This is a genomic window from Microvirga sp. HS2 (assembly GCF_055792805.1).
The window spans coordinates 64258-75698 of the sequence record NZ_JBVVAJ010000019.1; the positions used below are offsets into that span (position 1 = coordinate 64258).

General features: G+C 66.1%; 12 protein-coding genes. 5 read left to right on the forward strand and 7 right to left on the reverse strand.

Translation table 11 applies throughout. The features are described from left to right. Positions 1-22 precede the first annotated feature (22 nt). Positions 23-781 carry a sulfite exporter TauE/SafE family protein gene (locus ACS5Q0_RS16700; RefSeq protein ID WP_473127778.1) on the reverse strand — a complete coding sequence of 253 codons (759 nt, stop codon included), beginning with the start codon at positions 779-781 and terminating at the stop codon, positions 23-25. Between the two features lie 108 nt (positions 782-889). Here ACS5Q0_RS16700 and ACS5Q0_RS16705 point away from each other — a divergent pair, with 108 nt between their 5' ends. Further along, positions 890-2803 (forward strand): propionyl-CoA synthetase, encoded by a 1914-nt coding sequence (locus ACS5Q0_RS16705; RefSeq protein ID WP_473127779.1) that lies wholly within the window; start codon positions 890-892, stop codon positions 2801-2803. Positions 2804-2967: 164 nt separating this feature from the next. Here the strand turns inward: ACS5Q0_RS16705 and ACS5Q0_RS16710 are convergent, their stop codons facing one another. Both ACS5Q0_RS16710 and ACS5Q0_RS16715 read right to left on the reverse strand, forming a co-directional pair. After that, complete coding sequence (locus tag ACS5Q0_RS16710; protein WP_473127780.1) at positions 2968-3681, reverse strand: DUF1013 domain-containing protein; 714 nt, start codon at positions 3679-3681, stop codon at positions 2968-2970. Between the two features lie 151 nt (positions 3682-3832). Continuing rightward, on the reverse strand, positions 3833-4834 hold the full coding sequence (locus ACS5Q0_RS16715) for an NAD(P)H-quinone oxidoreductase (protein ID WP_473127815.1): 1002 nt from the start codon (positions 4832-4834) through the stop codon (positions 3833-3835). Between the two features lie 100 nt (positions 4835-4934). On the opposite strand from ACS5Q0_RS16715, the gene ACS5Q0_RS16720 reads away from it, so the two are divergent. Continuing rightward, the gene (locus ACS5Q0_RS16720) at positions 4935-5141 is read left to right on the forward strand and encodes a DUF1192 domain-containing protein (RefSeq protein ID WP_473127781.1); all 207 of its coding nucleotides are present in this window, start codon (positions 4935-4937) and stop codon (positions 5139-5141) included. 262 nt (positions 5142-5403) lie between these two features. Continuing rightward, entirely contained in the window at positions 5404-5937 is a 534-nt protein-coding gene (gene rcdA / locus ACS5Q0_RS16725; protein WP_473127782.1) for a protease adaptor protein RcdA, read from the forward strand. Between the two features lie 68 nt (positions 5938-6005). Here the strand turns inward: rcdA and rpmE are convergent, their stop codons facing one another. Then, a complete protein-coding gene (rpmE, locus tag ACS5Q0_RS16730) occupies positions 6006-6245 on the reverse strand; it encodes a 50S ribosomal protein L31 (protein WP_473127783.1) in 240 nt (79 codons plus the stop codon). A 163-nt stretch (positions 6246-6408) separates the two neighbouring features. Here rpmE and ACS5Q0_RS16735 point away from each other — a divergent pair, with 163 nt between their 5' ends. Both ACS5Q0_RS16735 and ACS5Q0_RS16740 read left to right on the forward strand, forming a co-directional pair. Next, positions 6409-8208 (forward strand): ABC transporter transmembrane domain-containing protein, encoded by a 1800-nt coding sequence (locus ACS5Q0_RS16735; RefSeq protein ID WP_473127784.1) that lies wholly within the window; start codon positions 6409-6411, stop codon positions 8206-8208. Positions 8209-8292: 84 nt separating this feature from the next. Beyond that, positions 8293-8472 (forward strand): DUF3606 domain-containing protein, encoded by a 180-nt coding sequence (locus ACS5Q0_RS16740; protein WP_473127785.1) that lies wholly within the window; start codon positions 8293-8295, stop codon positions 8470-8472. Positions 8473-8475: 3 nt separating this feature from the next. Here the strand turns inward: ACS5Q0_RS16740 and ACS5Q0_RS16745 are convergent, their stop codons facing one another. The 3 genes from ACS5Q0_RS16745 to ACS5Q0_RS16755 form a co-directional block, all read right to left on the reverse strand. Continuing rightward, positions 8476-9504: a peptidoglycan -binding protein gene (locus ACS5Q0_RS16745; RefSeq protein WP_473127786.1), complete on the reverse strand. Its 1029-nt coding sequence runs from the start codon at positions 9502-9504 to the stop codon at positions 8476-8478. Beyond that, positions 9504-10463, reverse strand: coding sequence for a MotA/TolQ/ExbB proton channel family protein (locus ACS5Q0_RS16750; protein WP_473127816.1), 960 nt, complete (start codon positions 10461-10463; stop codon positions 9504-9506). The genes ACS5Q0_RS16745 and ACS5Q0_RS16750 overlap by 1 nt, the downstream gene beginning before the upstream one ends. 115 nt (positions 10464-10578) lie before the next feature. Beyond that, positions 10579-11373, reverse strand: a complete 795-nt coding sequence (locus ACS5Q0_RS16755) for an inositol monophosphatase family protein (protein ID WP_473127787.1) — start codon at positions 11371-11373, stop codon at positions 10579-10581. Positions 11374-11441 lie beyond the last annotated feature (68 nt).

Here is an 11441-nt window from a genome sequence, read left to right on the forward strand (position 1 = left end):
GGCGGCTTTTTCGTAAGGGCGGTCAGAGAAGCGCGGCCGCGCCGTCATAGACGAGCTTCCCGCCCACCAGCACCAGCAGCACATAGACGGCCGTGTAGAAGCTCGCGCCCGAGACCCGCCGCACGAGCAGGACGCCCGCCCAGGTGGAGGCGATGGCGATAGGGAAGAGGGCGGCTGCTGTGGCCAGATTCTCCGCCGTGACCTGGCCGAGCGCCATGTAGGGAGGAACCTTGATCCAGTTGAGGATCGCAAACAGGATCGCGCCGGTGCCCACGAACACGTCCCGGGGCAGCTTCTGCGGCATCACATAGATCTGGAAGGGCGGACCGCCCGCATGGGCGATCATGCTGGTAAAGCCTGTCACCCAGCCCCAGAAGAGACCGCGCGGCGTATCGGCCTTCGTGGCCTTGGGCGGAGTGGCGCTGCGCTCGAGGATCATCCGGCGGACGGCGAAGCTGATGGAGATCACGCCCACGGCGAGCTTGATCGCTCCGTCCGAAACCTGTGCCGCCAGCAGATAGCCCATGATAATGCCGACGATCGCCCCCGCCGCCAGCAGAACCACGTTGCGCTTGTCCCAGGCATGCCGGTACGCCCAGACCGACACAACGTCCTGCACGATCAGGATCGGCAGCGTGATAGCCGCGGCCTGAACGGGCGAGACCACCAGCGCCATCAGGGGGAGCGAGAGAAGCCCCAGCCCCGAGAGGCCGCCTTTGGCCAGCCCCATGAGCGTGACCGCCGGAATGGCGGCGGCGTAGAAGAGTGGATCGGTGATCATGGGAAGCCTTGAGAAACTCGCCGAAAGTCGCCGCTGACCACGGCTGCGCTGCCTGCTACCACAAGGACGAACACAAGTCTCATGCGGTGACAGCAACGGGGAAACGCCATGCCTTCAACCCAAAGCCGCTATCATGAGGTCTATGCGCGCTGGAAAGCTGATCCGGAAGGCTTCTGGCGCGAGGCCGCCGAGGAGATCGACTGGTTCAAGCCCGCCGATAAGATCTTCGACCGGGACGCCGGCGCCTATGGACGATGGTTCGTCGGGGCGCAATGCAACACATGCTACAACGCGGTCGACCGGCATGTGCCGCAGCGCGGCGACCAGGCCGCGATCATCTACGACAGCCCGGTCACGCATGCGAAGCGCAGCATCTCCTACGCCGAATTGCAGGACGAGGTGGCGACCCTCGCCGCCGTGCTGCAGGACATGGGCGTCGGGAAAGGCGACAGGGTCATCGTCTACATGCCGATGATCCCCGAGGCCGTCTTTGCGATGCTGGCCTGCGCGCGCATCGGCGCGATTCATTCCGTGGTGTTCGGGGGCTTCGCCGCGAAGGAGCTGGCCACCCGCATCGACGATGCGACGCCGAAGGCCATCCTGTCCGCATCGTGCGGCATCGAGGGCACGAAGGTGGTGGCCTACAAGCCCCTGCTCGACGAGGCGATCCAGCTCGCCGCCTCCAAGCCCGAGGCCTGCCTGATCTGGCAGCGCCCGCAGCTCGAATGTTCCCGTGTGGAAGGACGCGATCTCGACTGGGCGCAGGAAGTGGCCAAAGCCAAGGCGGCGGGCCGGAAGGCTGATTGCGTGGCGGTGGCCGCCACCGATCCGCTCTACGTGCTCTACACCTCGGGCACCACCGGCAAGCCCAAGGGCGTCGTGCGCGACAACGGCGGCCACATGGTCGCGCTCAAGTGGAGCATGAGCCACTTCTTCGGCGTTGCGCCCGGCGAGGTGTTCTGGGCCGCATCCGACGTCGGCTGGGTGGTGGGCCATTCCTATATCGTCTACGCGCCGCTGCTGCATGGCTGCACGGCCATCCTCTACGAGGGCAAGCCCGTCGGCACGCCGGATGCGGGCGCTTACTGGCGTGTCATCTCGCACCATGGCGTCGTCACGCTCTTCACCGCCCCCACGGCCTTCCGGGCGATCAAGAAGGAGGATTCCAAGGCGGAGCTCCTGAAGAAATACGACATGTCCTCGTTCCGGGCCCTGTTTCTCGCAGGCGAGCGGGCCGACCCCGATACGGTCAAATGGGCCGAGGACATCCTGAACGTGCCGGTGATCGACCATTGGTGGCAGACGGAGACCGGCTGGCCCGTGGTCGGCAACCCGCTGGGCCTCGGGGGGCTTCCCGTCAAGCACGGCTCGCCCACGGTGCCGCTGCCGGGCTATACGGTCGAGGTGCTGGATGAAGGCGGCAGATCCGTCCCGCCCGGCACCATGGGAGCCATCGTCATCAAGCTGCCTCTGCCTCCCGGTGCGCTGCCGACCCTCTGGCAGGCGGATGATCGATTCAGGGAGGCGTATCTCACGGTCTATCCCGGCTACTACAATACCTCGGATGCGGGCTACATCGACGAGGACGGCTATGTCTGGGTCATGGGCCGAACGGACGACATCATCAACGTCGCGGGTCACCGCCTCTCCACGGGCGGCATGGAGGAGGTTCTCGCCTCCCATCCGGCAGTCGCCGAATGCGCCGTGATCGGCGTCAAGGATTCGCTCAAGGGCGAGGTGCCCTGTGGCTTCGTGGTGCTGAAATCCGGCGTCAACCGGCCGCAGACCGAGATCGAGGCGGAACTGGTCGCCCTGGTGCGCGAGAAGATCGGTCCCGTGGCGGCGTTCAAGCTCGCGATCACCGTGCCGCGTTTGCCGAAGACGCGCTCGGGCAAGATCCTGCGTGGCACCATGAAGAAGATCGCAGACGGCGATCACTGGAGCATGCCCGCCACCATCGACGATCCCATGATCCTGGACGAGATCGGTGAGGCACTGAAGGGCAGGGGCGTGGCGAACTGACGGCCGCGCCTGTCACTCGAGGCTGGGCGGGTCCCTTCGTCATGGCCGGAGCAGGTCCGGGGATGACGTCAGAGGGTGTGAGCGCCCGCTTCACCGATCCGGGATGATTTCGGGCGATGTCCGCAAGCGAAAAGGCCCGGAGCGATCCGGGCCTTTTGATTGTCTTATTCCTCGTCGTCCGAGCGCTTGAGCTGCTTGAGCTTGGCGAAGACCGAGTTGACGTCGATGTTCTCTTCCTGCGGCTTCGGGCGGCTCATGTCGGCGAAGGGCTCGTCGCGGGTCGGCTCGGCGGTGGTGACCTCGGCCGGCATCAGGGTGCCGCCGTATTCCTGCGGCTCGACCTGTGGACGGTCCTTGGCGGCGCGCTGCACCTCGAAATCCAGGTCGATCTGCGAGCAGAGGCCCAGCGTGACCGGATCCATGGGGCTGAGGCTCGCCGAATTCCAATGGGTGCGGTCGCGGACCTGCTGGATCGTGGTCTTGGTGGTGCCCACCAGGCGCATGATCTGCGCATCCTTGAGTTCCGGATGGTTGCGCACGAGCCAGAGAATCGCGTTGGGGCGGTCGTGGCGGCGCGAAACGGGGGTGTAGCGGGGCCCCTTCTTCACGCGCTTCTGCTCGGGCAGCTTCACGCGCGACTCGGCGAGACGCAGACGGTGGTTGGGGTTGTTCTGCGCCTTCTCGATCTCCTCACGGGTCAGCTGGCCCGTGGTGATCGGGTCGAGGCCCTTGATGCCTGCCGCAACTTCGCCGTCCGCGATGCCCTTCACCTCGAGCGGGTGGAGCTTGCAGAAATCGGCGATCTGATCGAACGACAGGGATGTGTTCTCGACGAGCCAAACGGCCGTCGCCTTTGGCATCAGCGGTCCCTGGGACATGGGGCGAACCTCCTTGGTGCCGGGCACCGGACATCGGCGCCGCACGGCAAAACTCTCTTGCGCTCCGAACCGGTCCGGACCGGAGCATCTCGTCTCACGTTGTGAGGGAAACGGAATGATTATAGGGAGCGCGGGGCGATGTTGCAAATCCTTAAAGGCGCAAAACGATTTTCCCGATATGCTCGCCGCCGTCCATCCGGGCATGAGCCTCGGCGACGTCCTCCAGGGCAAAGGTTGAATCCATCACAGGCTTGCAGCGCCCCTGCTCCAGCAGGGGAAGCACATGGGTTTCAAGGGCTTGGGCGATCGTGGCCTTCTCGGCGACCGAGCGGGAGCGCAGGGTCGAGCCCGTGTGGGTGAGGCGCTTGAGCATGAGGCGGCGGAAATCCAGCTCGACCTTGCTGCCGTTGAGAAAGGCGATCTGGACGATGCGCCCGTCCTGGGCGGCGGCCTCGTGGTTGCGGGGGATATAATCGCCTCCGACCATGTCCAGGATCACGTCCGCGCCGCGTCCCCCGGTTGCTTCCTTCACCACGGCGACGAAATCCTCGGTGCGGTAATTGACCGCCGTATCGGCGCCCAGCCGGCGGCAGGCCTCGCATTTCTCAGGAGATCCTGCCGTCGCGATCACCGTGGATCCGAAGGCCTTGGCGAGCTGGATGGCCGTGGTGCCGATCCCCGAGGTGCCGCCATGGACGAGGAGCGTCTCGCCGGGCTTCAGGCCGCCGCGCTCGAACACGTTGGTCCAGACGGTGAAATAGGTTTCCGGGATCGCCCCGGCTTCCTCGAAGGAGAGGCCCTCGGGAACAGGCAGGGCGTTGCTCTCGTGAACCACGGCGTAATCGGCATAGGCGCCGCCCGCCACTAGCGCCATGACCCGGGCGCCGAGCGGAAAGCGATTGGCGTTCGGGTCCGAGCCCACCACTTCGCCCGCAAGCTCGAGGCCGAAGATGTCCGGAGCACCGGGGGGAGGGGGGTAGCCGCCCTGGCGCTGGAGCACGTCCGGGCGGTTCACGCCTGCGGCCCGGATCCTCACCAGGATCTCGCCCTCCTTGGGCTGGGGCACCGGGCGCTCGACCACCTTCAGGACCTCCGGCCCGCCGCTGCCTTCGGCGATCACCGCGCGCATCGTGCCTGGAATCGGCTCCATAATTTCCCTCCTTTGGTCAAGCTCCGCTCATATAGGGCAAAGTTGGCAAGGAGTGCATGCCGGATTAACGTTCGAGAGGAATCTTCTTGAGGAGGAGAATGCCATGGCCTTCGATCCCTTCGCCGACGAGCCGCGCACGACGTTGAGCGCCCATGAAATCGGCCAGGACCTGTCGATGCTCTCCGTCGACGAGCTCGATGAGCGTGTTGCGTTGCTGGAAAAGGAAATCGCCCGTCTCAAGGAGGCGAAGGCCGCCAAGGAAAGTTCCCGCGCCGCCGCCAGCGCGTTCTTCCGGCTCGGACAAGGTTAACGCGATTTTAAGGATTCCGGGAGCTTCATGAGGGTGTCCGGCTCTCTCCCGCCGGACCTTTAGGGTGGTTCTTCCTCCCACTCTCGTGACGCTTCCCTGTCAGACTCCCGAGCCGCTTCGCGCGGCTCGATTTTTGACCGGCGTCCTGCGCTTAACCTTAAGAAGAAGTTACCAGCGCATCCGGAACGAGGCCGTTCTATATTCCCTTCAGATATCGAACATTTCCCGGCTTCGAGCCGGCAAATCCCTTGGGAGACGGTGGGTGAGCGAACCCGACGTGATCAAACTTGACGTCGATCCTGTCCGCTTCGGGCAGAGCTTCGTGGGGTCTGAAGCCTTCACGGCCCTGTTCCAGGAAGGCATGGAGCTCGTCGAGGAGACAGCCGCCTATCTGGATGGCCAGGGCCGCGAGGATTCGCGCCTTCTGCAGCGCGAGGCGAGCGTGGCCTATGCCAGCGAGAGCATGCGCCTGACGACCCGCCTCATGCAGGTCGCCTCCTGGCTCCTGCTCCAGCGGGCGGTGGCCGAGGGGGAGATCACGCCGGATCAGGCCCGCGCCGAAAAGGCGCGCGTCCGTCTGAACTCCACCGAGACCGCAACGACCCTCGTGGAATGGGAGGCGTTGCCCGCGCGCCTGCGCGAGCTGATCGGCCTCGCGACCCGGCTCCATGCCCGCATTCTCCACCTGGAGCGCCTGCTCACGGAATTGGAGGCGGCTCCGCCTCAGGCGCAGGGGCAGAATCCGGTCGCCGCTCAGATCGGGCTGCTCGAACGGGCCTTCGGTTCAGCCGAATAAGGACAATGAAAAAGCCCCGCTTTCGCGGGGCTTTTTCATGTTCCGTGGAAGATCCGGAGGAAGCCGGATTACTTCTTGGCGCCGATGCCCAGGTTGCCGAACTTCGAGGTGAAGCGCGAGACGCGGCCGCCACGGTCGAGCAGCTGCTGGGTGCCGCCGGTCCAGGCCGGATGGGTGTTCGGGTCGATGTCGAGGTTGAGGGTGTCGCCCTCTTTGCCGTAGGTCGAGCGGGTGGTGTACTCGGTGCCGTTGGTCATGACCACTTTGATGAAGTGGTAGTCGGGGTGAGCGGTTTCTTTGCGCGCCATTTCCATAGTCCTTCTTGCGGCCAGCCACATCTGGTCAGCCCGCAGCGTAAGATCGAGCCTGAATTGGTGAATGCGCGCCTATACCTCAGTTAGAACCTTGAAACAAGCGGGGGCAAAGGTGTTAAACCGCTCCAGTCGCGAATTCCTCGAACCGTAGGCTGCCATGGCCGATCTGCCAAATTCTCACAACCGCTCCAAAGCCGCACTCGGCGCCCTGAAACCTCTCGTCCCCTATGGCCTCGCTTACAAGGGCCGGATCGCGGGCGCGCTCGCGGCCCTTATCATGGCCTCCGCCGCCACCCTGGTGGTGCCGGTGGCCGTGCGACGAGTGGTGGATTTCGGGTTCTCCGAGGAGGGGCACGCCTACATCAACGCCTATTTCGCCCTGCTGATCGTCGTGGTGGCGGTGCTCGCGCTTTCCAGCGCCTTTCGCTACTACCTCGTCATCACCTTGGGCGAGCGGGTCGTGGCCGACCTCCGCTCCGCCGTGTTCCGGCATCTGACCTCCCTCGATCCGGCCTTCTTCGACCAGACAAAGAGCGGCGAGATCGTCTCGCGGCTCACCGCCGACACCACCCAGGTGAAGGCCGCTTTCGGGGTGAGCATCTCGATCGCGCTGCGCAACGTCTTCCTGTTCCTCGGAGCCGTGGCGCTCATGATCTTCACGAGCCCAAAGCTTTCGGCCCTCGTGCTGCTCGCCATTCCGGTGATCGTTCTGCCTCTCGTCTTCTCCGGCCGGGCGGTGCGGCGGCGTTCGCGCGCGGCGCAGGACCGGCTCGCCGATGCATCGGCCTATGCGGCCGAGGCCATCGGGGCTGTTCGGACCATGCAGGCCTTCGGCATGGAGAGCCTCACCGCCTCCCGCTTCGCCCTGGCCGCCGAGGAGGCGTTCGACGCCGCGCGCCTGTCCACCACCATGCGCGCCTTTCTCACGGGAGCCGGGATCTTCATGGTCTCGGCGAGCGTGGTGGGCGTGCTCTGGTACGGCGCTCAGGACGTGCTCGCGGGCGAGATGACGGCCGGCCGGCTCTCCCAGTTCGTGCTCTACGCGGTCTTCGCGGCGAGCTCCCTGGGCCAGCTCTCGGAGGTGTACGGCGAACTGTCGCAGGCGGCCGGGGCGGCGGAGCGCCTGGGCGAGATCCTCGCGGCCAAGCCTGCCATCGAGGCGCCGCGCGAGCCCAAGCCCCTGCCGGAGCCGTCGCCCGGCACCGTGTCTTTCGACGGCGTGCATTTCGCTTATCCCACCCGGGCGGAGCAGCGCGCCCTGCACGGCCTGAGCTTCGCCGTGGCCTCGGGCGAGCGAGTGGCCATCGTGGGCCCCTCGGGGGCCGGAAAGAGCACGATTCTTCAGCTGCTGCTGCGCTTCTACGATCCCCAGAGCGGCACGATCCGGGTCGACGGGGTGCCGGTGACCGAGGCCGATCCCTTCGCCCTCCGGGCCCGCATGGCCCTGGTGCCGCAGGAATCCACGATCTTCGCCGCGAGCGTTCTCGACAATATCCGCTACGGCCGCCCCGAGGCTTCGGAGGAGGAGGTGCGCCGCGCGGCGGAGCTCGCCTCCGCTCACGGCTTCATCCAGGCCCTGCCGCAGGGCTACGAGACCCTCATCGGCGAGCGCGGCGTCACCCTTTCCGGCGGCCAGCGCCAGCGCCTTGCGATCGCCCGCGCCATTCTCAAGGATGCGCCGATCCTGCTTCTCGACGAAGCCACCTCGGCCCTGGACGCGGAAAGCGAGCGCAAGGTGCAGGAGGCCCTGGACCGGCTCATGGAAGGCCGCACCACCCTCGTCATCGCCCATCGTCTCGCGACCGTCCGCTCGGCGGACCGCATCCTCGTCATGGACATGGGGCAGATCGTGGAGGAGGGGACCCATGAGGCCCTGCTCGGCAAGGGCGGCCTCTATGCGCGCCTCGCCCGGCTCCAGTTCACGGGAGCGCAGGAGGCGGGCTTGGCCGCTGAGTAGACGTGTCGCACCGAACCGATTCGTCCCGCCGCGGTTGGTTAAGGCCGGCGCAGACCGGCTTTCAGACATCCGGGGAGATCGGGGATGGCGGCGACCTTCAGGCGACATCCGCAGGATTCCGCCCGCATCAACCTCCATGAGGATTGGGAGATGCGGTACTGGTCCGAGAAATGGGGCGTTCCGCGCCAGCAGATCGTGGACACGGTCAAGCGCGTGGGCCTTCAGGTGAAGGATGTCGCCCGCGCGCTCGGCAAAAATGCCTGACGCTCACCGCTCCGTCAGCTTGAGCTCGATGCGCCGGTTGCGGGCATAGGCCTCTTCCGTCGTGCCGTTGTCGAGGGGCTGGAACTCGCCGAAGCCTGCGGCCACAAGGTGCTGGGGCTGCACGCCCCGGGCGATCAGGGCCTGGACCACGGCGATGGCGCGAGCGGAGGAGAGCGCCCAGTTCGACGGGAATTGGGCCGTGTTGATGGGCCGCGCGTCCGTATGGCCGTCGACGCGGATCACCCACGGAATATCCGGCGGAACCTGCTTCTCCAGTTCCATGAGGGCGCTGGCGATGCGGTCGATCTCGCCCGAGGCTTCGGGCCGCAGGGTGGCCTGACCGACGGGGAACAGCACTTCCGACTGGAAGACGAAGCGGTCGCCCACGATGCGGATGTCGGGCCGGTTGCCCAGAATCTGCCTCAGGCGGCCGAAGAAGTCGGAGCGGTAGCGGGCCAGCTCCTGCACCCGCTGAGCCAGGGCCACGTTGAGCCTGCTGCCGAGATCGGCGATGCGGGCCTGACTTTCCTTGTCCCGGTTCTCGGATGCCGCGAGCGCTTCCTCCAGCGCCGCGAGCTGGCGGCGCATGGCCGCGATCTGCTGGTTGAGGATTTCCACCTGGCTCAGGGCGCGCCCCGTCGCCTGCTTCTCGGCCTCCAGGGCGGTGTTCAGCTCGCCCGCCTGGCTTTGCGCCGCGGTGCCGGAATCCAGAAGCCCCTGCAGGCGGGCCCGCTCGGCCTCGTTGGCCTTGAGGGTGCTCTGCAGGGAGGTGAGACTCTCCTCCACCGTGCGGCGGCCGGAGCGCTCGAGGGAGAGAAGATCGGTCAGTTCCGCGATCTGCCGGTTGAGCCGTTCCAGCACCGTGTCACGGCCCGAGATCTCGGTGGACAGGAAGAACTGCCCCACCGTGAAAACCGAGATCAGGAAGATGATGGACAGCAAAAGGGTGGACAGGGCGTCCACGAAGCCGGGCCAGTAATTGATCTGGCTGACGCGCCCGCGCCTGCGCCCTCCTGCGCCCGAGGTCGGCATCAGGGCAGCCTTTCACGGGAAATGCGGTCGAGCACCTGCTTCAGCTCCTTTTCGCGGGTGGCCTGGGCCTCCACCCAGTCGCGGATCATCTGCTGCTCGGCGCGCATGTGCTGAACGAGGCCCTGGACGCCCTCCGCGAGGTTCGCCATGGCCTGGGTCGCTGCGCGGCCCCCCGCGCCGTCGTTCACGGCGGCGGTGAGGCGGTTGAGGGCCACCGTCAGGTCGTGCGGGGTGGTGGAGCGCAAGGAGCTGTCGATGGGAGCGTCGGAGGTGGTGGTGGCGAGCCAATCCTCGAGTTCCGTGTAGAAGCGGCTCTGGGCCTGGCCTGCCTGGAGGTCGAGAAAGCCGAGAATGAGCGAGCCCGCCAGACCGAAGAGCGACGCCGAAAAGGACAAGCCCATGCCCTGGAGCGGACCGGCCAGAGAGTTCTTCAGCTCGTCGAAGATCGCGGCGGTGTCCTGCCCCGTCCGCAGGGACTTGATGATGTTGCCGACGGAGCCCACGGTGTCGATCAGGCCCCAGAAGGTGCCGAGGAGGCCCAGGAACACCAGCAGGCCCGCCATGTAGCGGAGGATCTCGCGGCCCTCGTCGAGGCGCGCGCCGATGGAGTCGAGCAGCGAGCGCATGGCCGCGACGGACAAAGAGCTGCCTGAGCGGTTGGTGATGAAGGCGGCCATGGGCGCCAGCAGCACGGGCGGATTCGGGGCGACCAGCCCCTCTTCCGTCTGCCTCAGGGTGTTGACCCAGCGCACCTCGGGAAACAGGCGCCAGACCTGCCGGATCGCCAGAATGATGCCGATGAACATCACGCCCAGGATCAAGGCATTGAGGCCCGGATTGGCCTGGAAGGCCGCCCAGATCTGCCGGTACAGGATAAAGGCGATAAACCCTGCCAGAACCAGAAAGACCGCCATGCGGACGAGATAGATCCGCGGTGGGGTAAGGGGTTGGTCCGCCATCATTATCCTGTGCTCATGTGGTTCGGGACGGTCTAATGTGACCGTCCCGGACGCGAGGATCAAGCGCGAGCGCAACCTCCCCTGGGGACACGAGCAAAAATATAGGCGCTCGGGATCAGCCCCTGGCTTTTTTCAAAAGCGCGAGCAGCTCGCGGTGCATGTGTTCGTTGCCGCAGGCGATGGACCCGGTGGCCAGGGGGTTCGGGGTGCCGTCCGCATCGGAGATGAAGCCGCCGGCTTCGCGCACCATGAGGATGCCCGCCGCCATGTCCCACGAATTCAGGCCCCGCTCCCAATAGGCGTCGAAACGGCCGCAGGCGACATAGGCGAGGTCCAGGGCCGCTGCGCCCCACCGGCGCATGCCGCCCACATGGGCCATCACCGACGCGCATTCGCGCAGGAAGAGACCGTGGTCTCCCTTGCCGATGTGAGGCAGGCCGCAGGCCACCACCGCATCGGGCACTTCCGTGCGGGCCGCCACGCGGATGCGGCGGTTATTGAGATAGGCGCCCTTGCCCTTCTCGGCGATGAACAGCTCGTCCTTGGCGGGATCGTAGATCACGCCCGCGACGATCTGGCCGTCGCGCTCGAGGCCGACGGAGATCGCGAATTGCGGAAGCCCATGGAGGAAGTTCGTGGTGCCGTCGAGCGGGTCGATATGCCAGCGGTGGCTGGGATCGGTGCCCTCCACGATGCCCTGTTCCTCCATGACGAAGCCGTAGCCGGGACGGGCCTTTTCGAGCGCCTCGCGCAGGATCTTCTCCGCCTTGCGGTCGGCAGCGGACACGAAGTCGCCGGGGCCCTTGCGGGAAACCTGCAGGTTCTCCACCTCGCCGAAATCGCGCTTCAAGGAGCGCGAGGCCTTCATCACGGCATCGGTCATGACGGTCATGAGGGGCGAGCGGATCATGGGCTAAGTCCTGGCAAAGAGCAAAAGTGAGGAAAGTGGTCGATGAACCACGGGAGGGGTGGCGTCAA

Coding starts and splice junctions, on each gene's coding strand:
- ACS5Q0_RS16755 (WP_473127787.1), bottom strand. CDS start 11,373: ATGATCCGCTCGCCCCTCATGACCGTCATGACCGATGCCGTGATGAAG.
- ACS5Q0_RS16745 (WP_473127786.1), bottom strand. CDS start 9,504: ATGCCGACCTCGGGCGCAGGAGGGCGCAGGCGCGGGCGCGTCAGCCAG.
- ACS5Q0_RS16740 (WP_473127785.1), top strand. CDS start 8,293: ATGGCGGCGACCTTCAGGCGACATCCGCAGGATTCCGCCCGCATCAAC.
- ACS5Q0_RS16750 (WP_473127816.1), bottom strand. CDS start 10,463: ATGGCGGACCAACCCCTTACCCCACCGCGGATCTATCTCGTCCGCATG.
- ACS5Q0_RS16710 (WP_473127780.1), bottom strand. CDS start 3,681: ATGTCCCAGGGACCGCTGATGCCAAAGGCGACGGCCGTTTGGCTCGTC.
- rpmE (WP_473127783.1), bottom strand. CDS start 6,245: ATGGCGCGCAAAGAAACCGCTCACCCCGACTACCACTTCATCAAAGTG.
- ACS5Q0_RS16735 (WP_473127784.1), top strand. CDS start 6,409: ATGGCCGATCTGCCAAATTCTCACAACCGCTCCAAAGCCGCACTCGGC.
- ACS5Q0_RS16705 (WP_473127779.1), top strand. CDS start 890: ATGCCTTCAACCCAAAGCCGCTATCATGAGGTCTATGCGCGCTGGAAA.
- ACS5Q0_RS16720 (WP_473127781.1), top strand. CDS start 4,935: ATGGCCTTCGATCCCTTCGCCGACGAGCCGCGCACGACGTTGAGCGCC.
- ACS5Q0_RS16700 (WP_473127778.1), bottom strand. CDS start 781: ATGATCACCGATCCACTCTTCTACGCCGCCGCCATTCCGGCGGTCACG.